Origin of the sequence: Pseudomonas sp. Xaverov 259, from assembly GCF_019352915.1 — a bacterium.
Taxonomy (GTDB): Bacteria; Pseudomonadota; Gammaproteobacteria; order Pseudomonadales; family Pseudomonadaceae; genus Aquipseudomonas.
Genome location: NZ_JAAAFV010000030.1, coordinates 45,594 through 63,896, shown reverse-complemented (window position 1 = coordinate 63,896; position 18,303 = coordinate 45,594). Strand labels below are relative to the sequence as shown.

12 protein-coding genes are annotated in these 18,303 nt (G+C 61.2%); 3 read left to right on the top strand and 9 right to left on the bottom strand.

The features are described from left to right. Positions 1 to 7 precede the first annotated feature (7 nt). Entirely contained in the window at positions 8 to 2,518 is a 2,511-nt protein-coding gene (ptsP, locus tag K0H48_RS10380; protein ID WP_219267393.1) for a phosphoenolpyruvate--protein phosphotransferase, read from the top strand. 25 nt (positions 2,519 to 2,543) lie between these two features. After that, the gene (nagE, locus tag K0H48_RS10375; RefSeq protein ID WP_219267392.1) at positions 2,544 to 4,241 is read left to right on the top strand and encodes an N-acetylglucosamine-specific PTS transporter subunit IIBC; all 1,698 of its coding nucleotides are present in this window, start codon (positions 2,544 to 2,546) and stop codon (positions 4,239 to 4,241) included. Positions 4,242 to 4,393: 152 nt separating this feature from the next. Here the strand turns inward: nagE and K0H48_RS10370 are convergent, their stop codons facing one another. From K0H48_RS10370 to purL, 5 genes are all read right to left on the bottom strand, one after another. Next, on the bottom strand, positions 4,394 to 4,636 hold the full coding sequence (locus K0H48_RS10370; protein ID WP_219267426.1) for a hypothetical protein: 243 nt from the start codon (positions 4,634 to 4,636) through the stop codon (positions 4,394 to 4,396). Positions 4,637 to 4,873: 237 nt separating this feature from the next. Beyond that, the gene (locus tag K0H48_RS10365) at positions 4,874 to 5,326 is read right to left on the bottom strand and encodes a hypothetical protein (RefSeq protein ID WP_219267391.1); all 453 of its coding nucleotides are present in this window, start codon (positions 5,324 to 5,326) and stop codon (positions 4,874 to 4,876) included. After that, positions 5,310 to 5,948 carry a DUF6036 family nucleotidyltransferase gene (locus tag K0H48_RS10360; protein ID WP_219267390.1) on the bottom strand — a complete coding sequence of 213 codons (639 nt, stop codon included), beginning with the start codon at positions 5,946 to 5,948 and terminating at the stop codon, positions 5,310 to 5,312. Before K0H48_RS10360 ends, K0H48_RS10365 begins: the two co-directional genes overlap by 17 nt. Before the next feature lie 299 nt (positions 5,949 to 6,247). Continuing rightward, the gene (locus K0H48_RS10355; protein WP_065930379.1) at positions 6,248 to 6,559 is read right to left on the bottom strand and encodes an NGG1p interacting factor NIF3; all 312 of its coding nucleotides are present in this window, start codon (positions 6,557 to 6,559) and stop codon (positions 6,248 to 6,250) included. Between the two features lie 4 nt (positions 6,560 to 6,563). Then, positions 6,564 to 10,460, bottom strand: coding sequence for a phosphoribosylformylglycinamidine synthase (purL, locus tag K0H48_RS10350; RefSeq protein ID WP_219267425.1), 3,897 nt, complete (start codon positions 10,458 to 10,460; stop codon positions 6,564 to 6,566). 287 nt (positions 10,461 to 10,747) lie between these two features. On the opposite strand from purL, the gene mltF reads away from it, so the two are divergent. After that, the gene (gene mltF, locus K0H48_RS10345) at positions 10,748 to 12,208 is read left to right on the top strand and encodes a membrane-bound lytic murein transglycosylase MltF (RefSeq protein WP_219267389.1); all 1,461 of its coding nucleotides are present in this window, start codon (positions 10,748 to 10,750) and stop codon (positions 12,206 to 12,208) included. Between the two features lie 139 nt (positions 12,209 to 12,347). Here mltF and K0H48_RS10340 read toward each other — a convergent pair whose 3' ends face one another. The 4 genes from K0H48_RS10340 to treC all read right to left on the bottom strand — a co-directional run bounded on the left by K0H48_RS10340 (position 12,348) and on the right by treC (position 18,266). Continuing rightward, positions 12,348 to 12,626, bottom strand: coding sequence for a PTS transporter subunit EIIB (locus tag K0H48_RS10340; protein WP_219267388.1), 279 nt, complete (start codon positions 12,624 to 12,626; stop codon positions 12,348 to 12,350). A 2-nt stretch (positions 12,627 to 12,628) separates the two neighbouring features. Further along, positions 12,629 to 15,160, bottom strand: coding sequence for a phosphoenolpyruvate--protein phosphotransferase (gene ptsP / locus K0H48_RS10335; RefSeq protein WP_219267387.1), 2,532 nt, complete (start codon positions 15,158 to 15,160; stop codon positions 12,629 to 12,631). A gap of 164 nt (positions 15,161 to 15,324) precedes the next feature. Further along, a complete protein-coding gene (locus tag K0H48_RS10330) occupies positions 15,325 to 16,545 on the bottom strand; it encodes a carbohydrate porin (RefSeq protein WP_219267386.1) in 1,221 nt (406 codons plus the stop codon). A gap of 74 nt (positions 16,546 to 16,619) precedes the next feature. After that, positions 16,620 to 18,266, bottom strand: a complete 1,647-nt coding sequence (gene treC / locus K0H48_RS10325) for an alpha,alpha-phosphotrehalase (protein WP_219267385.1) — start codon at positions 18,264 to 18,266, stop codon at positions 16,620 to 16,622. Positions 18,267 to 18,303: the final 37 nt, after the last annotated feature.

Below are 18,303 nucleotides of genomic sequence, written 5' to 3'. Positions count from 1 at the left end.
CGTGCCCATGTCCTACAACAATAATGAATTGACCCTAAGCGCCCCACTCAGTGGCCCGGTGCTGACCCTGGGCAACGTTCCCGATGAAGTGTTCGCCAGTGGTGCCATGGGCGACGGTATTGCCATCGACCCGCTGAACGACTGCCTGCACGCGCCCTGTGATGGCGTGATCATCCACGTTGCGCGCACCGGGCATGCACTGACCATTCGTGCCGAAAACGGTGCCGAAGTGTTGATGCACGTAGGCATCGACACCGTGGAATTGAACGGCGAAGGCTTTGCCCTGCTGGTGAAGGAAGGCGCACGGGTGAGCCAGGGCCAGGCGCTGGTGCAGTTTGATCTGGACCGCATTGCGCGCCAGTGCAAAAGCCTGGTCAGCCTGATCATCCTCACCAATGGCGAGGGTTTTGAGCTACGGCCGCTTGCAGGAAAAATCGTCAAGGTGGGTGAGCCGTTGCTGCACATTGTTGCGCGCTCGGCAGTGCCATTGCAGCCGGCTGTGGATAACTCGGTCACCGAAGTGCGCGCCAGCGTGCGCATTACCCACCGTGGCGGTTTGCATGCACGCCCCGCTGCACTGGTGCGCAAGACCGCGCAAGGGTTCAGCAGCCATGCAGAGCTGCACTTCGCTGGTAAGTCGGCGCCGTGCGACAGCCTGATTGGCTTGATGGGGTTGGGCATTGGTGAAGGTGATGAAGTGCGCATCACCTGTCGCGGCAAGGATTGCGAGGCGGCGTTGCAGGCGTTGGTGGCCGCACTCTCGGTTGCCGTGAGTGAAGAACACCACGCGCCGGTAGCCGTGGCTCCGCGTCGGGCGAATACCGAAGCCGGTGTGTTGCAAGGCGTGTGCGCCGCACCCGGCCTGGTCTGTGGGCCGCTGTTTCGCCTCACCGGTATCGAACTGCCGCAAGACACGGGCAGCCATATCGCCGACGAACAACTGCAGCACCTGGACACCGCGCTGGAACACGTGCGCGGCGAAATCCGCAGCACCCTGGCGCAGGCACGCCAACGCAAGAACGTCGAAGAAGAAGACATCTTCGCCGCCCACCTTGCGCTGTTGGAAGACCCAACCCTACTGGACGCCGCCACCGGTGCCATTGAGCAAGGCAGCGCCGCCACTCACGCCTGGCGCGATGCGATCCAGGCACAGTGCGCGGTACTGCTGGCATTGGGCAAACCGCTGTTTGCCGAGCGCGCCAACGACCTGCGCGACCTGCAACAACGGGTGCTGCGTGCGCTATTGGGCGAAACCTGGCACTTCGAATTACCGGCCGGTGCGATTGTCAGCGCCCATGAACTGACCCCCTCCGACCTGCTGCAACTGAGCGCACAAAACGCCGTGGGTATTTGCATGGCCGAAGGCGGCGCAACATCCCACGTCGCGATTTTGGCCCGTGGCAAAGGCTTGCCCTGTGTGGTCGCGCTGGGCGCCGACGTGCTCGAAGTGCCCCAAGGCCAACGCGTGGTGCTGGACGCGGCCAACGGTCGCCTGGAGCTGGCACCCAGCGACGCGCGCCACGCCGAAGTGCACCAGATTCGCGACGCGCAAAAACTGCGCCGTCAGCAACAACAGGCCCAAGCCCAACAAGCGGCGCACACCCGCGATGGCGTGCGCATTGAAGTGGCGGCCAATGTCGCCTCCAGTGCCGAGGCCCAAGTGGCGTTTGAAAACGGCGCCGATGGTGTGGGCTTGCTGCGCACCGAATTCCTGTTTGTCGACCGCCGCACCGCGCCGGATGAGCAAGAGCAACGCCAGGCCTACCAGGCCGTGCTGGATGCCATGGGCGACAAGTCGGTGATCATCCGCACCATCGACGTGGGCGGCGACAAACAGCTCGACTACCTGCCGTTGCCGGTTGAGGCCAACCCGGTGCTGGGCCTGCGCGGCATTCGCCTGGCGCAGGTGCGCCCGGACGTGCTCGACCAGCAACTGCGCGCGCTGCTGCAAGTGTCGCCGCTGGCGCGCTGCCGCATCCTGCTGCCGATGGTCAGCGAGGTGGATGAACTGCTGCAGATCCGCCAGCGCCTGGATGAACTCTGCGCCGAACTGGAACTGACCCAGCGCCCGGAACTGGGCGTGATGATCGAAGTGCCCGCCGCCGCGCTGATGGCCGAGCAACTCGCCAAACACGCCGACTTTTTATCCATCGGCACCAATGACCTGTCCCAGTACACCCTGGCCATGGACCGCGACCACGCGGGCCTCGCCGCACGGGTGGATGCCTTGCACCCGGCGCTGCTGCGCCTGATCGCGCAAACTTGCGCCGGCGCCGCCAAGCATGGGCGTTGGGTGGGTGTGTGCGGCGCCCTGGCGTCCGACCCGCTGGCCACGCCGGTGCTGGTGGGCCTGGGTGTGAGTGAGCTGTCAGTAAGCCCGCCGCAAATCGGAGAAATCAAGGACCGCGTCCGAAACCTGGACGCGGCGCAATGCCGGCAATTGAGCCAAGGCCTGCTCGACCTGAGCAGCGCCAAGGCCGTTCGCCAAGCCTGTCAACACCACTGGCCGCTGAGCTGATAACAACAACAAAAGGAGACACTCCATGTACCAACACTTTATCGAAGGCCTGCAACGCCTCGGCCGCGCGCTGATGCTGCCGATCGCGATTCTGCCGATCGCCGGCCTGTTGCTGCGCCTGGGCGACACCGACCTTTTGAACATCGCGGTGATGCACGATGCCGGGCAAGCAATCTTCGCCAACCTGGCGCTGATCTTCGCCATCGGTATTGCCGTGGGTTTTGCCCGCGACAATAACGGCACGGCCGGTTTAGCCGGGGCGATTGGTTACCTGGTGATGATCTCGACGCTCAAGGTGATGGACACCACCATCAACATGGGCATGCTCGCCGGTATCGCCAGCGGCTTGATGGCCGGTGGGCTGTACAATCGCTTCAAGGACATCAAGCTGCCGGAGTACCTGGCCTTCTTTGGTGGGCGACGGTTTGTGCCGATTGTCACTGGGTTTTCGGCGGTCGCCCTGGGCGTGATCTTCGGCCTGATCTGGCCGCCGATCCAGCACGGTATCAACAGCTTCGGCGTGTTGCTGATGGAGAGCGGCAGCTTTGGCGCCTTCGTGTTTGGCGTGTTCAACCGCCTGCTGATCGTCACCGGCCTGCACCATATCCTCAACAACATGGCGTGGTTTGTGTTCGGCAGCTTTACCGACCCGACCACCGGCGCCATCGTCACCGGCGACCTGACCCGTTATTTTGCCGGCGACCCGAAAGGCGGCCAGTTCATGACCGGCATGTTCCCGGTCATGCTGTTCGGCCTGCCCGCCGCGTGCCTGGCGATGTACCGCAATGCACTGCCGGAGCGCCGCAAGGTCATGGGCGGGATTTTCCTGTCGATGGCGCTGACCTCGTTCCTCACGGGCGTGACCGAGCCGATCGAGTTCGCGTTTATGTTCCTTGCGCCGTTTTTGTACCTGATTCACGCGGTGCTCACCGGTCTGTCGATGGCCGTGACCAACATGTTGAATATCCACCTGGGCTTTACCTTCTCCGGTGGGTTTATCGACATGGTGCTCGGTTGGGGCAAGTCCACCAATGGCTGGCTGGTGTTCCCGGTGGGGTTGGCTTACGCGGTGATCTACTACAGCGTGTTCAACTACTGCATTCGCCGGTTCAACCTGAAAACGCCGGGGCGCGAAGATATTCAAGTGGTGCAGGCTGAGGTGATGACCGATAACCAGCGGGCCACGGCTTATATCCAGGCGCTGGGTGGTGCGGCGAATCTGCTGAGCGTGGGTGCGTGCACGACGCGTCTGCGCCTGGACATGGTTGATCGCAACAAAGCGGTGGATGCGGAGTTGAAAGCACTGGGCGCCATGGGCGTGGTGCGGCCGGGTAACGGCGGGAGTTTGCAGGTGGTGGTTGGGCCGATGGCCGACAGCATTGCGGATGAGATTCGCTTGGCGATGCCGTCGTTTGTTGCCAGTGCGCCAGTGGCCGCCCAGCCTGTGGATAAACCGATTGCAGTGAATGTGCAGGAAGCCGAGAAGTGGCTGAATGCTTTAGGCGGTCGCGCGAATGTGCGCCAGCTGGAAGCCGTGGCGATTACCCGGTTGCGGGTGGAATTGGGCGATGATTCGGTGCTGTCTGAAGCGGACCTGACTGCGCTGGGTTGCCAGGGTGTGAGCCAGCTGGACAGCGGGGTTTGGCATTTGTTGATTGGTGACAAGGCATCCGGGTTGGGCGAGGCACTGGAGCGGTTGGTTACCCACCCAATCAACGCCTGACTGATCGTTCCCACGCTCTGCGTGGGAATGCCGCTCCGGACGCTCTGCGTCCAAGCCGTCGCGCATGGCTCAACCCTGCATATGGGTGACGCGGAGCGTCACAGGATGCATTCCCACGCGGAGCGTGGGAACGATCAATCGCAGGCGCCTGATTACTTCTGCTCAGGCACTTCAAATAGATCCAACACCCGATCCACCATCAACTGAATACCTTCCAGCATCCGATGAATCCCCAGCACCGCATCACGCTGTGGGCCGTCGATGTCAAAAGCCGGATTGCCTGCCAGTGCTTGGGAGGCATTGGCGAGCAGGGTTTCGCTGTTCAGGTTGGGGAGTACGGAGAAGATTTGGTCGGTTGGTTGATCGCCTGCTAGGTGGGACGCAGCTTTAGGCATGGTTAAATCAAGTCGTAAGTTGTCGCTGATCATCGTAAAACCCCATACAGAAATAGGCTCCTGGTGAAATTTTCAGGCTTGCAGTCCCGGTCGCCATATTGGCAGCGACCCGAGAAGACTAGTGCCGCCAGTTCCGAGGGACAACCTGAAAGCCCTGTGGGAAATCTCCGAGACTTGAAGATATCGCAGACAATAAAAAACCCGGTCCAAGCCGGGTTCTTTTTTCGCAATCTACGCCTAAGCAGATGCCGCACGCTGTTCGGCTTCGTAGTGGCGAGTCTGGAAAGGCATCAGCGCTTGAGCCTTCAACCCCAGCCCCTCACTCAGCCCCCAGGACACTGCCAGTTCATCACGACGGCTGCGCAGCGCAACAGCGCCTTGTGGTTGCACGTTTTGCTTGGCAGCAGAAGCCGAAAACAATTCAAGCGCCTTCAACGCTTCTATAACCCGGGAATCCGTCGCACATGAAAAGCGCGTGAAGCGCTCAAGCAAGTAACCTGCGCGGCGAAGCTCCACCTCACTGGAATGCGCCCTCAGAAAAGCCCTCACCTCGCCCACAAGGTTCGCGTCCGAGTACCAAACCGCTTTTGCTGCACTGACAAGCGCCGCATCATCAGCCTGATTCAAAGGGCTTTTGACCAGCGTATCCAAGGCGGATGAGAGGACGGGCGCGTTAAAAGGCTTCGTCAACTTCAGTCTCCAGGTAGTCGTGCAGAATATTGGTCAGAATGGATCTAGGTGATTCTTTGTTGCCAACATACATATCAATCGCCTGCAATGCCAATCGACGGAACTCAGTGGTAAGGATGAAGCCTGCCCTGAGCAACGCCATGATGTCGCTTACATCCTGATCCGTAGCTCTGCCCAATTTGGAGATCGCAATATCGATAGGCGCAGCTATGTGCAGATGCAGTGCAGACTCGTGAGGGAATTCCGCAAGGGGAATACTTCGTTCCCAGTAGTCTTCGTGAAGCGGGCCAAATGCAGTGTTGTATTGAAGATCGTAGTTCAGCTCCATGACGCGGCCGGATTGCTCATCGAAAAATGCTTCTGGAAACTCCGCCAGCAATGTCCGTAGACGCAATGTGTCTCGAGTATTCGCGCAGTAAATCTCTGCATCCACATCAGTGGAAACTCGATGGTGCGTATACAAATGGACAGCACAGCCACCCAAGACAATAACCTTTACCGCGCCGGGCTTGGCGCCCTCAACCATCAACTCCACCTCGATGGACTTGAACATCGAAATCAAAGCCTGGCCCAGTGGGGTACTCGTATTGAGGCGAGGAGCGACGGTATCTGGAAAATCCATTGTTAATCTCAAACCGGTGCAGCATTGCCGAACGGGTCTTGAGTTCAAATCCCGATCACTGATTGGTCAGTGACCAAGCAAGGCTATTGAGCCGGGTTCCGAGGGACAACCTGAAAAGCCTGTGGGAAAGGTCTGAGGCGCCTGTCCCGGCGCCATCGCAGGCAAGCCAGCTCCCACATTTGAACGTATTCACAGATCAAACTGTGGGAGCTGGCTTGCCTGCGATTGGCCCTCACAACCAACAAAAAACCCGCTGACCAAACTGGCCCAGCGGGTTTCTTGTTTACGCAATCAACGAATCAAAAATCCGCCAACTGCCACACTTCATAAGCCGGTGTTTCATACGGATGGCTGAGTTTCAAAGCAGCCACAACAGCCACAATCAACTCATCGGCCACCACCAGCTCAACCTTCCATTCTTCAACCACTTCAACCTGGCCCACCTGCCCGAGAAACGGCTGGCTGCCGTCCAACGCGCGGAATTGGCCCTGGCCCAGCACTTGCCAGGCGCAGCTGTCGTAGTTGCCGATGCGCCCGCCACCGGCGGCGAAGACGGCGGTTTTCACCGTCTCCACATGGCTGGCGGGCACGAAGAAGGCGAGCTTGTACACCGTCTTAGTTCACCCACACGCGGGCATTGCGGAACATGCGCATCCAGGCGCCGTCTTCGTTCCACTCTTCCGGGCGCCACGAGTTCTGCACGGCGCGGAATACACGCTCCGGGTGCGGCATCATGATGGTCACGCGGCCGTCGCGGCTGGTAAGGCCGGTAATCCCGCGCGGCGAGCCGTTCGGGTTGGCCGGGTAGCTTTCGGTGACTTTGCCGTGGTTGTCGACGAAGCGCATGGCCACACAACCGGACAGGTCAGCTTCAAGCAAGGCTTCTTCGCTGGAGAATTCCGCATGGCCTTCACCGTGAGCGATGGCGATTGGCATGCGCGAGCCGGCCATGCCTTGCAGGAAGATCGAGTTGGATTCCTGCACTTGCACCATGGCAACACGGGCTTCGAACTGCTCGGAACGGTTGCGCACAAAGTGCGGCCAGAATTCGCTGCCCGGGATCAGTTCGCTGAGGTTGGACATCATCTGGCAACCGTTGCACACCCCCAGGGTGAAGCTGTCGTTGCGCTCGAAGAAGCCCTGGAACGCATCACGGGCACGGCTGTTGAACAGCGCCGATTTGGCCCAGCCTTCACCGGCACCCAGCACGTCACCGTAGGAGAAACCGCCGCAGGCGACGAGGCCTTTGAACTCGTTGAGGTCAACGCGACCGGCAAGGATGTCGCTCATGTGTACGTCGATCGCATTAAAGCCGGCGCGGTCGAACGCGGCCGCCATTTCCACCTGGCCGTTGACACCCTGCTCACGCAGTACGGCAACTTGTGGGCGAATGCCTTTCTTGATGTAAGGCGCGGCGATGTCCTGGTTGACGTCGAAGCTGAGCTTGGTGCTCAGGCCCGGGTTGTCTTCTTCCAGGATCACGTCGAATTCCTGCTCGGCGCAGTCGGCGTTATCACGCAGGCGTTGGATCTGGTAGCTGGTCTCAGCCCACTGGCGTTGCAGCAGACGGCGCTGGCCGGCAAACACGGTATCGCCATTGAAGGAGATATTGATTTCACCGTTGTTGATCGGCTGGCCGATTACCGCCACGCAGTCGTCCAGGCCAGCGGCGCTGAATTGGGCGAGCACGTCCGGGGTGGCGTCCTGGCGAACCTGGATCACCGCGCCCAACTCTTCGTTGAACAGGATGCCGTTGATTTCGGCAGCATCCTCGGCAACGCTGTCGAGCACGATGTTCAGGCCGCAGTGACCGGCAAACGCCATCTCGACAACGCTGGTCAGCAAACCACCGTCGGAACGGTCGTGGTAAGCCAGCAGATGGCCGTCGGCGTTCAGGCCCTGGATCACGGCGAAGAAGGCTTTGAGGTCTTCGGCGTCATCTACGTCCGGCGCGTGCTTGCCGAGTTTGCCGTGGGTTTGCGCGAGGATCGAGGCGCCCATGCGGTTCTGGCCACGGCCCAGGTCGATCAGGATCAGATCGGTGGTGCCCTTGTCCATGCGCAGTTGCGGGGTCAGGGTCTGGCGGATGTCGGTGACCGGGGCAAAACCGGTGACGATCAGCGACAGCGGCGAGGTGACGCTCTTGTCGGTGCCGTCTTCGTTCCAACGGGTGGCCATGGACATGGAGTCCTTGCCCACCGGAATGGTGATACCCAGTTCCGGGCACAGCTCCATGCCGACCGCTTTAACCGTGTCGTACAGGCGCGCATCTTCACCTGGGTGACCGGCAGCAGACATCCAGTTGGCCGACAGTTTGATGTCGGACAGCTTGCCAATGCGCGAAGCGGCGATGTTGGTGAGGGTTTCACCAATGGCCATGCGGCCCGACGCCGGGGCGTCCAGCAGGGCCAGCGGCGTACGCTCGCCCATGGCCATGGCTTCACCGGTGTACACGTCGAAGCTGGTGGCGGTGACGGCAACGTCGGCCACCGGAACCTGCCATGGACCCACCATTTGGTCACGGGCAACCAGGCCAGTGATGGTGCGGTCGCCGATGGTGATCAGGAAGCTTTTGCTCGCCACGGCCGGATGGTGCAGCACGCGCTCGATGCTGTCGGCCAGCTCCAGCGTGCTTGGGTCGAAGTCATCGCCCAGCTCGGCTTCACGCACGGCCGAACGGTGCATACGCGGGGCTTTGCCCAGCAGTACTTCCAGCGGCATGTCGACCGGGCTGTTGCCGAAGTGGCTGTCGGTAACCGTCAGTTGCGGCTCGGCAGTGGCTTCACCGACCACGGCAAATGGGCAACGCTCACGTTCGCAGATGGCCTGGAAGCGCGCGAAGTCTTCAGGGCCAACGGCCAGTACGTAGCGTTCCTGGGATTCGTTACTCCAGATTTCGTGCGGGGCCATGCCCGGCTCGTCGTTTGGAATGTTGCGCAGTTCGAAACGGCCACCACGGTCGCCATCGTTGACCAGCTCGGGGAAGGCGTTGGACAAACCGCCGGCGCCGACGTCGTGGATGAAGCTGATCGGGTTCTTGTCACCCAACTGCCAGCAACGGTCGATGACTTCCTGGCAGCGGCGTTCCATTTCCGGGTTTTCGCGCTGTACCGAAGCAAAATCCAGGTCTGCCGAGCTGGTGCCGGTGGCCATGGAGGAAGCTGCACCGCCGCCCAGGCCGATCAGCATCGCCGGGCCGCCGAGCACGATCAGCTTGGAGCCGACCAGAATCTCGCCTTTCTTGACGTGTTCTTCGCGGATGTTGCCCATGCCGCCAGCCAACATGATTGGCTTGTGGTAACCGCGCACTTCATCGCCACGCGGGGTGGTGATGGACTGTTCAAACGTACGGAAGTAGCCGGTAAGTGCCGGGCGCCCGAATTCATTGTTGAACGCGGCGCCGCCGAGCGGGCCTTCGATCATGATGTCGAGTGCGGTAACGATGCGCTCAGGCTTGCCGTACGGCACTTCCCACGGCTGTTCGAAACCTGGGATCTGCAGGTTGGACACGGTGAAACCGGTGAGGCCAGCCTTTGGCTTGGCGCCACGGCCGGTGGCGCCTTCGTCACGGATTTCGCCGCCCGAACCTGTGGCTGCGCCCGGGAACGGGGCAATCGCGGTCGGGTGGTTGTGGGTCTCAACCTTCATGAGGATGTGCACCGGCTCCTGCACCGCGCCGTATTGGCGGGTTTCAGGGTCCGGGAAGAAACGGCCGGCAACGGAGCCGACGATCACCGAGGCGTTGTCCTTATAAGCCGACAGAACGCCTTCGCTGTGCATCACGTAGGTGTTCTTGATCATGCCGAACAGGCTTTTTTCCTGGCTTTGGCCGTCGATATCCCAACTGGCGTTGAAGATCTTGTGACGGCAATGCTCGGAGTTGGCCTGGGCGAACATCATCAGTTCGATGTCGTGCGGGTTGCGCTGCAAGCCATTGAAGGCGTCGACCAGGTAGTCGATCTCGTCTTCGGCGAGCGCCAGGCCCAATTCGGTGTTGGCCTTCTCGAGGGCGGCGCGGCCACCGCCGAGCACGTCAATCGCGGTGAGCGGCTTGGGCTCGGCGTGGCTGAACAGGCCGGCAGCCTGTTCCAGCTGGCTGACGATGATCTGGGTCATGCGGTCGTGCAGGCTGCTGGCAATCAGCTCGGCTTCAGCGTCGCTGAACTGGCCAGCCACGTAGAAGGCGATGCCACGCTCAAGGCGCTGGATGCTCGACAGGCCGCAGTTACGGGCGATGTCGCTGGCCTTGCTCGACCAGGGCGAGATGGTGCCGAACCGCGGCAGAACCAGGAACAAGCGGCCAGTCGGCTCTTGAACGGGAACGCTGGGGCCGTACTTCAGAAGGCGTGCGAGCACTTGCTGTTCGTCGGCGGTCAAGACGCCGGTTACGTCGGCGAAGTGAGCAAATTCAGCATACAAGCCTGTAACAGCTGGAACCTTTTGGCTCAGTTGCTCAAGGAGTTTGCTGTGGCGAAAGGCAGAAAGGGCAGGAGCGCCGCGCAGGATCAACATCTTCGGGACAGCCTCGGGAAGGGGGTGTGCTTTGAGGCCGTGCATTCTAGCGTAAACCTGCGCCAACGGCACCCGAAACGGCACGGCTGGCCGTTGCCGAACGTCAGTTGGCAGGGATTGCACGCTTTCGGGGCGAAATCCTGGGGTTGGCGCGCAGTTATTTTAACCGTCACAAACCCTCGCCAACCCACGTTTCTGCGGGCTGCAGCCCGGTTTTGCGGGTGCTAGCAGACAAGTCCGCTGCTGTCGAGATATGGCGCCGAGGGTCGTTTGCGTATACTGCGCAGATGTTCTCCCCTACTGCTTTACGCCCGCGATGCGCCAAATGGCTCATCGCAACCGGACTCTTCCTGATGCTCAGCGCCTGTGTTGATAAGCCCAGCACGCTCGAGCGAATCAAGGAGGATGGCGTATTGCGGGTGATTACCCGGAACAGCCCGGCCACGTATTTCCAGGACCGCAACGGTGAAACCGGTTTCGAGTACGAACTGGTCAAGCGCTTTGCCGATGACCTTGGCGTGAAGCTGGAAATCGAGACCGCCGACAACCTCGATGATCTGTTCGGCCAACTGGGCAAACCCAACGGTCCGGTTCTGGCGGCCGCAGGTTTAGTCAGCAGCGAGCAGCGCGCCCAGCAGGTGCGTTTCTCCCATCCGTACCTGGAAGTCACGCCGCAGATAATCTACCGCAACGGCCAGTCGCGCCCGACCGGCCCGGCAGACCTGGTGGGCAAGAAGATCATGGTGCTCAAGGGCAGCACCCACGCCGAGCAATTGGCGGCGCTTAAAAAGCAGAACCCTGCGATTGAATACGAAGAGTCCGACGCCGTTGAGGTCGTGGACCTGCTGCGCATGGTGGACGAGGGCCAGATCGACCTGACCCTGGTGGACTCCAACGAAGTGGCGATGAACCAGGTGTACTTCCCCAACGTGCGGGTGGCCTTCGACCTCGGCAATGCCAGCAACCAGAGCTGGGCCGTGGCGCCGGGGGAAGACAACAGCCTGCTCAACGAGATCAACAGCTACCTGGACAAGGTCGAGAAAAACGGCACGTTGCAGCGGCTTAAAGACCGTTACTACGGGCATGTCGATGTACTCGGCTATGTGGGCGCCTACACCTTCGCCCAGCATTTGCAGCAACGCCTGCCCAAGTACGAGAAACACTTTCGCACCTACGCCAAGGAAGAAAAGGTCGACTGGCGGCTACTGGCGGCCATTGGCTATCAGGAATCGCTGTGGCAACCGACCGTCACCTCCAAGACCGGCGTGCGCGGCCTGATGATGCTGACCCAGAACACCGCCCAGGCGATGGGCGTGTCCAACCGCCTGGACGCCAAGCAAAGCATCATGGGCGGCGCCAAGTACCTGGCCAAGATCAAGGATGAGCTGGACGACAGCATTGCCGAGCCGGACCGCACCTGGTTCGCCCTCGCCGCCTATAACGTCGGCACCGGCCATCTGGAAGATGCGCGCACGCTGGCCAAGAAAGACGGCCTTAACCCGAACAAGTGGCTGGACGTGAAGAAGATGCTGCCACGCCTGTCGCAGAAGCAGTGGTACAGCAAGACCCGCTACGGTTATGCGCGCGGTGGTGAGCCGGTGCACTTTGTGGCGAACATCCGGCGGTATTACGACATTCTCACTTGGGTGACCCAGCCGCAGTTGGAAGGCAACCAGGTGGTGGAAGGCAACTTGCACGTGCCGGGTATCGACAAGACCAAGCCGGCGGAAGATAACCCGCAGTTGTAAACCCAATCGCCCAAATGACCCATAACCCTGTGGGAGCCGGGCTTGCCCGCGATGGCGGCCGGTCAGTCAACATATTCGTTACCTGACACACCGCTATCGCGGGCAAGCCCGGCTCCCACATTTTTGATCTGCGCCTGGCTTAGAGGCCAGTGAGCAGATGCACGACCCCGCCCGTTAACACCATCACACCCGCAACACCCGCCGCCTTCAGCGCCTGCGCATCCAACCGCCCCGCATCCTGCAACTGCACCCGCACCCGCGTCAGTGCCACGCGCTGTTGCGACTTGAGGTTGTCCACACCGCCCAATGCGCTGAGCACCTCGGTCGACAACAGGCCCTGCGCAGGCGCCACCACGGCTTCGGCAATCAAATCCGGGGTCAGGGCTTTCCAGAATGCGCGCTGTAATTTCTCGAACATGCTCAGTGCTCCACGACAGGTGAGGTTTCAACAGTGGCCGCGTGGTACAGGCGCAGGGCCTCGCGGACTTGGGCGGCTTCTTCCAGGCCGAGCACCTGGCGGGCGATGATCTGGCAGTCGGCCAGGTCCAGCTCGCGCACGGTGGCCTTGATGGTCGGGATCAGCGGTACGCTGACCGACAGTTCATCCACCCCCAGCCCGATCAACACCGGCACCGCCAGTGCTTCAGACGCCAGCGCGCCGCACACGCCGACCCACTTGCCATGGGCATGGGCGGCCTTGACCGTGGTGGCAATCAGGCGCAGCACCGACGGGTGAAAGCTGTCGGCCTGGCTGGCCAGACGCGGGTGGTCGCGGTCCATGGCCAGGGTGTATTGGGTGAGGTCATTGGTGCCGATGGAAAAGAAATCCACGTGCGGCGCAAACACATCCGCCATCAAGGCCGCAGACGGCACCTCGATCATGATGCCCAGCTTTGGCAACTCGGTCAGGCCCAACGCCGTGGCTTCCTCTTCAAGGATCTTGCGCGCCAGGTGCAGCTCGGACAGCAGGCTGACCATCGGCAGCATGATGTGCAACCGTGCAAAGCCGGCACTCGCCAGAATCGCGCGGAACTGCTCGCGCAGCAATTCAGGGCGTTCCAGGCACAGGCGAATACCGCGCAGGCCGAGGAATGGGTTGGTCTCGCGCTCCATCGGCACATAGGCCAAAGGTTTGTCGCCGCCCACATCCAAGGTGCGCACCACCAGATTGCGTTCGCGGCCCAAGGCTCGGGCGATGGCGCTGTAGGTGCCAGCTTGCTCCTCTGGGCTGGGCGCGCGATTGCGGTCCAGGTAGAGGAACTCCGAACGCAACAGGCCAACGCCTTCACCGCCCAGGGCCAGGGCTTGTTCAACCTCCTGCAACGAGGCGACGTTGGCCGTGACCTCGACGTGATGACCATCGCGAGTGATGCCGGGCAAGGCGGCCTGCTCCACTTCACGCTCACGTCGCAGTATGTGTTGCTTGCGCGTAGCCGCCAGTTGCTCGACAGCGGCCAGGTCGGGCTCAAGGTGCAGTTCGCCTTTGTCGGCATCGAGCAGCACCTGCTTGCCGTTGGCCAGCGCCAATGCCTGTGCCGGGACGCCACACAGCGACGGCAAACCAAGGGCGCGCGCCAGGATCGCCACATGGCTGGTGGCGCCGCCGCCGACGGTGACGAACCCCAGCACTTTGCGTGTATCGAGGCCAGCGGTTTGCGAGGGCGTCAGTTGCTCGGCAATCACAATCGCACGATCCGGCAATTCCCAGGCGCTGTCCTCAATACCAAGGATCAACTTCAGCACACGCTGGCCAACATCGGCCAAATCCGCTGCGCGCTCAGCCAGCAACGCACTGCCCAGGCCGAGAAACAGCTTGGCAGTCGCGGCCGTGGCGCTGTTCCAGGCAAAGGCAGCGCTCTTGCCTTCAGTGAGCAGGCGGTGGGCTTGCTCTAACAGGGTCGGGTCTTCAAGCAGTTCCTGATGGGCACGGAAGATCTCCGCCTGGGCGCTGCCAACCGCTTTGTCCTGCAACACTTGCAGCGCTTCGGTGGCTGCCAGCAAGGCGCGGGTCAGTGCGGCGTGTTCAACGGATTCACCCGCGCCCTGTTCCTCGATGTGCAACTCGGGTTCCGCCACTTGGAACACCTGGCCAAACGCGGAGCCGGGCGAGGCACACACGCCGCGCAACAAGGTCGCCGATGACTCGGGTGCCGGTGTTTCAACCGGCGCCGCAGACGCGGTAACGGTCTCACCGCAACCTTGCGCCAGCAGGGTTACCAATGCCTTGATGGCCGCATCGGCATCATCTCCCGCCGCACTCACTTGCAAGGTATCGCCCTGCACGGTTTGCAGCGCCATGATCGCCACCAATGACTTGGCGTTGGCGCTCTGGGTTTGTTTGTGCAGGTAAATGCTGGCGTTGAAACCTTTGGCCGTCTGGGCCAGCACGGCGGCCGGGCGTGCGTGCAAACCGTTGGCATTGGGCAACGTCAGCGGCTTGGAGAACAGTGCATCGCCCTCTTCCTCGCCCAGGGTGTCAGTGGCCTCGCCGGGTGAGACTCGCACAAGAGGCTCGCCCACTTCCACTGCGCCGCTGCCCGGCGTCAGCAACACAAACGGCTCGCCGCTGACCACCAGCATCAAGGTCAGCAAGCTGCGCGCATTGAGCGCCACGTAGTCGGCATCGAACTCGATCAACGGCTGGCCGACCTCCACCCGCTGGCCTTCCTCGACCAAGCGGGTGAAGCCCTTGCCTGCCAGGTGCACCGTGTCCAGGCCGATATGCATCAGCACCTGCACGCCGTTGTCGCCGGTGACGCTGACCGCATGCCCGGTGTCCTGGATATTGCTGATCACCCCGGCCAGCGGCGCGCACAGGGTCTGCGAAGTGGGATCGATGCACAGACCGTCGCCGATCATGCGGCTGGCAAACACCGGATCAGGCACTTGGTCCAGCGCCAGCAGCACCCCGGACAAGGGCGCCAGCAGTTCCAGGGGTTGAGTTGTGGTCATGACTTCACCTGCTGTTTTGTTCTGTAAAAATCATAGGGCGAACGACGGTCCAGTGTGGGAGCTGGCTTGCCTGCGATAGCAACACCTCGGTCTACTGAGAAACCGAGTCGCCTGCATCGCAGGCAAGCCAGCTCCCACCTAAAATGCGTTCACTTAAAACCGAGCTATTTCCACCAGTATTCGACTTGCACACCCACATTCGAGCCATGCCGCGCCGTGCCGTAGGCGCCGGTGTCGGACAACGCCGAGCCCGCCGCCAGTTCATTCGCCGCGCGCTTGGCCGCCTCGTTCCAGGTTGCATAGGTGTAGTACAACCGCACTTCCGGCCGCGCCCAGAAATCCGGGCCGTTTGGCGACCAGGTCGGGGCGAAGGTGAATTTGCTCAGCTTGCGCGTGCCGCCGGCAGCCTCGACTTGATCATGCCCAAGCTCGGTGACCAGTTTGAACTGTTCGCTGATGGCATACGCCGGGCGCACACCGATGGACATCCAGGTCTGGTCCTGGCTGCCCGGGCGAATATCCTTTTGATACACCGCCTCGACCTGCCCGCCGAAACGCGGCGTGACCTGCCAGTCGAAAAACTCCACGGCGCGGTAGCTTTTGCTGCTCTTGTCCAAGGCGGTATTGCCGGTATAGCCCAAGCCCGTGCCGGGGCCTTCGCCGTACTGCAAGGCGAATTTGTTCTTGCCGCCAAGAAACGGTTTTTGCACATGCTGCGCGGTGATCGCCCAACCGCTGTTGGCCTCACGCCCGCCGGCTTTTTCGATGTAGCTCAAGCCAAATTCCAGCTCACCGCCGGCGTTGGTCTTGAAGCCCGCCACGTTGAAGTCGTGACGGGTGGCGTATTCCTTCTGGTACAGGTTGTCCTTGCGCGACAGGGCGTAGCTGTATTTGAGGTCGCCGATCTTGACGTCTTCGACACCGCCGCCCGTGGCGCTCTGGTTCCAGTAGTAGAAGTCGGAGATATGGATGTCGTTACGCTTGTAGTAACGGCGCCCCGCCCACACCGAGCCGCCATTGAGGCTGGGCAGGTTGGACCACTGCGCATACATCTGCGGCATGCGCGCCGAGCCGTTGTCTTCACCCTGGAACTTCAGGGCTCGGTCGTATTTGTTGTACAGCGATGCCATGGCATCGACGCTCAGCACCGAGCCGTCGTCGAGGGTCAGCAGGTCCTGGCGCAATTCAAATTCGGCGTACTGCTCGCATTCGTTACCCAAACGGTACTTGGATTGCGCCCCCGGCAGTTGGAAACACTGTTGCTTGCCACTGCCTGTTGAAGTGCCCGCGCCGCTGCGCAAGTAGCCGGCAAACTCCAGAGCCTGAGCGGCAAAAGGCGCGGTGAAACATGACGCAATGAGGCCCAGCTTTATTGTTGTTTTCATGAAGCACTCCGATATTTTTATTATGTTTTTGGGTGAAGCGCCCCCGCACTCCCTTACGGGGGTTGCAGCGGGTCTCAGTCCTTGAGGTGCAGCACAAACGACTCATACGGGCGCAACAGCACCGTGCCCGCACGCACAGGGCAGTCGGGGTAGTTGCTGATCAGCAGGCGTTGCTCGCTCGCCGCGCTGATCACGCCTTCGGGCAGTTGGATTTCGCAGGGCTTGCCATAGAAGTTGTTCAGCACCAGCAAGCGCTCGCCCTGGCCTTCGCGCAGGTACGCCCAGACTTGCAGGTGGTCTTGCAGCAGTTGGCGATAAACGCCGCTCTGGATCAGCGGTTCGCTGCGGCGCATGGCGATCAGGGCGCGGTAGTGATGCAGCACCGAATCAGGGTCATCCAGCTGGCTCTCGACGTTGATCTGCGCGGCGTTGGCCGGGATGCCGATCCACGGTTCACCGCTGCTGAAACCGGCATTGGCTTGGGTGCTCCACTGCATCGGCGTGCGGCTGTTGTCGCGGGACTTCTGCATGATCGCCGCCATGCTCGACGCCTCGGACTCACCGGCATCACGCTTGAGGCGGAAGATGTTCAGGGTCTCGACATCGCGGTACTGCTCAATCTTGTTGAAGCCCGGGTTGGTCATGCCCAGCTCTTCGCCCTGGTACACATACGGCGTGCCCTGGAGAAAATGAAGCGCAGTGGCGAGCATCTTGGCCGAGACCACGCGGTACTCGCCGTCGTTACCAAAACGCGAGACCACGCGCGGCTGGTCATGGTTACACCAGAACAGCGCGTTCCAGCCGCCACCGGCCTGCATGCCCAATTGCCAGTCGGAGAAAATCTGCTTGAGTTGCAGGAAGTCGAAGTCGGCCTTCACCCACTTTTGCAGGTTCGGGTAATCGACTTTCAGGTGATGAAAGTTGAAGGTCATCGACAGCTCTTTGGACGCCGGATTCGAGTAACGAATGCAGTGCTCAAGGCTGGTGGACGACATCTCGCCGACGTTGATCAGGTCGTGCCCTTCGAACACTTCACGGTGCATTTGCTGCAGGTATTCATGCACGTTCGGGCCGTCGGTATAGAAACGCCGGCCGTCGCTGTTGTCTTCGGGGAAATCGGCGGGTTTGGAGATCAGGTTGATCACGTCCAGGCGGAAACCACCCACGCCTTTGTCACGCCAGAAGCGCATCAGCTTGAACACTTCGGCGCGCACCTTGGGGTTGTCCCAATTGAGGTCAGCCTGGGTGTGGTCGAACAGGTGCAGGAAGTACTGGCCGGTTTGCGCCTCGTATTCCCAGGCCGAGCCGCCGAACTTGGATTCCCAGTTGTTCGGCTGGTCGCGCCAGATGTAAAAGTCACGGTACGGGTTGTCGAGGCTGCTGCGCGCCTGCTGGAACCACTCATGCTCGATGGAGGTGTGGTTGACCACAATGTCGAGCATCAGCTTGATGCCGCGCTTGGCCGCTTCGCTGATCAGCAGGTCGCAGTCGGCCATGGTCCCGTAACTGGGGTCGATGGCGTAGTAGTCGCTGATGTCGTAGCCGTTGTCGCGTTGCGGCGAGCGCAGGAACGGGGTGATCCACAGGCAATCCACGCCCAGCCACTTGAGGTAATCGAGTTTGTCCACGATGCCCAGCAGGTCACCGGTGGCGTTACCCGCGTGGCTGTGGAAGCTTTTGGGGTAGATCTGGTAGATCACCGAGTGTTGCCAGTCTTGCATGGTGGGTTCCTTCAATTGAGTTGTGTGCTGGCTTTGA

Excerpts from the sequence above, each read along its gene's own strand:
- K0H48_RS10340 (WP_219267388.1), bottom strand. The coding sequence starts at position 12,626 with ATGTTCGAGAAATTACAGCGCGCATTCTGGAAAGCCCTGACCCCGGAT.
- treC (WP_219267385.1), bottom strand. The coding sequence starts at position 18,266 with ATGCAAGACTGGCAACACTCGGTGATCTACCAGATCTACCCCAAAAGC.
- mltF (WP_219267389.1), top strand. The coding sequence starts at position 10,748 with ATGTTCTCCCCTACTGCTTTACGCCCGCGATGCGCCAAATGGCTCATC.
- ptsP (WP_219267393.1), top strand. The coding sequence starts at position 8 with ATGTCCTACAACAATAATGAATTGACCCTAAGCGCCCCACTCAGTGGC.
- K0H48_RS10370 (WP_219267426.1), bottom strand. The coding sequence starts at position 4,636 with ATGCCTAAAGCTGCGTCCCACCTAGCAGGCGATCAACCAACCGACCAA.
- ptsP (WP_219267387.1), bottom strand. The coding sequence starts at position 15,160 with ATGACCACAACTCAACCCCTGGAACTGCTGGCGCCCTTGTCCGGGGTG.
- purL (WP_219267425.1), bottom strand. The coding sequence starts at position 10,460 with ATGTTGATCCTGCGCGGCGCTCCTGCCCTTTCTGCCTTTCGCCACAGC.
- nagE (WP_219267392.1), top strand. The coding sequence starts at position 2,544 with ATGTACCAACACTTTATCGAAGGCCTGCAACGCCTCGGCCGCGCGCTG.
- K0H48_RS10330 (WP_219267386.1), bottom strand. The coding sequence starts at position 16,545 with ATGAAAACAACAATAAAGCTGGGCCTCATTGCGTCATGTTTCACCGCG.
- K0H48_RS10360 (WP_219267390.1), bottom strand. The coding sequence starts at position 5,948 with ATGGATTTTCCAGATACCGTCGCTCCTCGCCTCAATACGAGTACCCCA.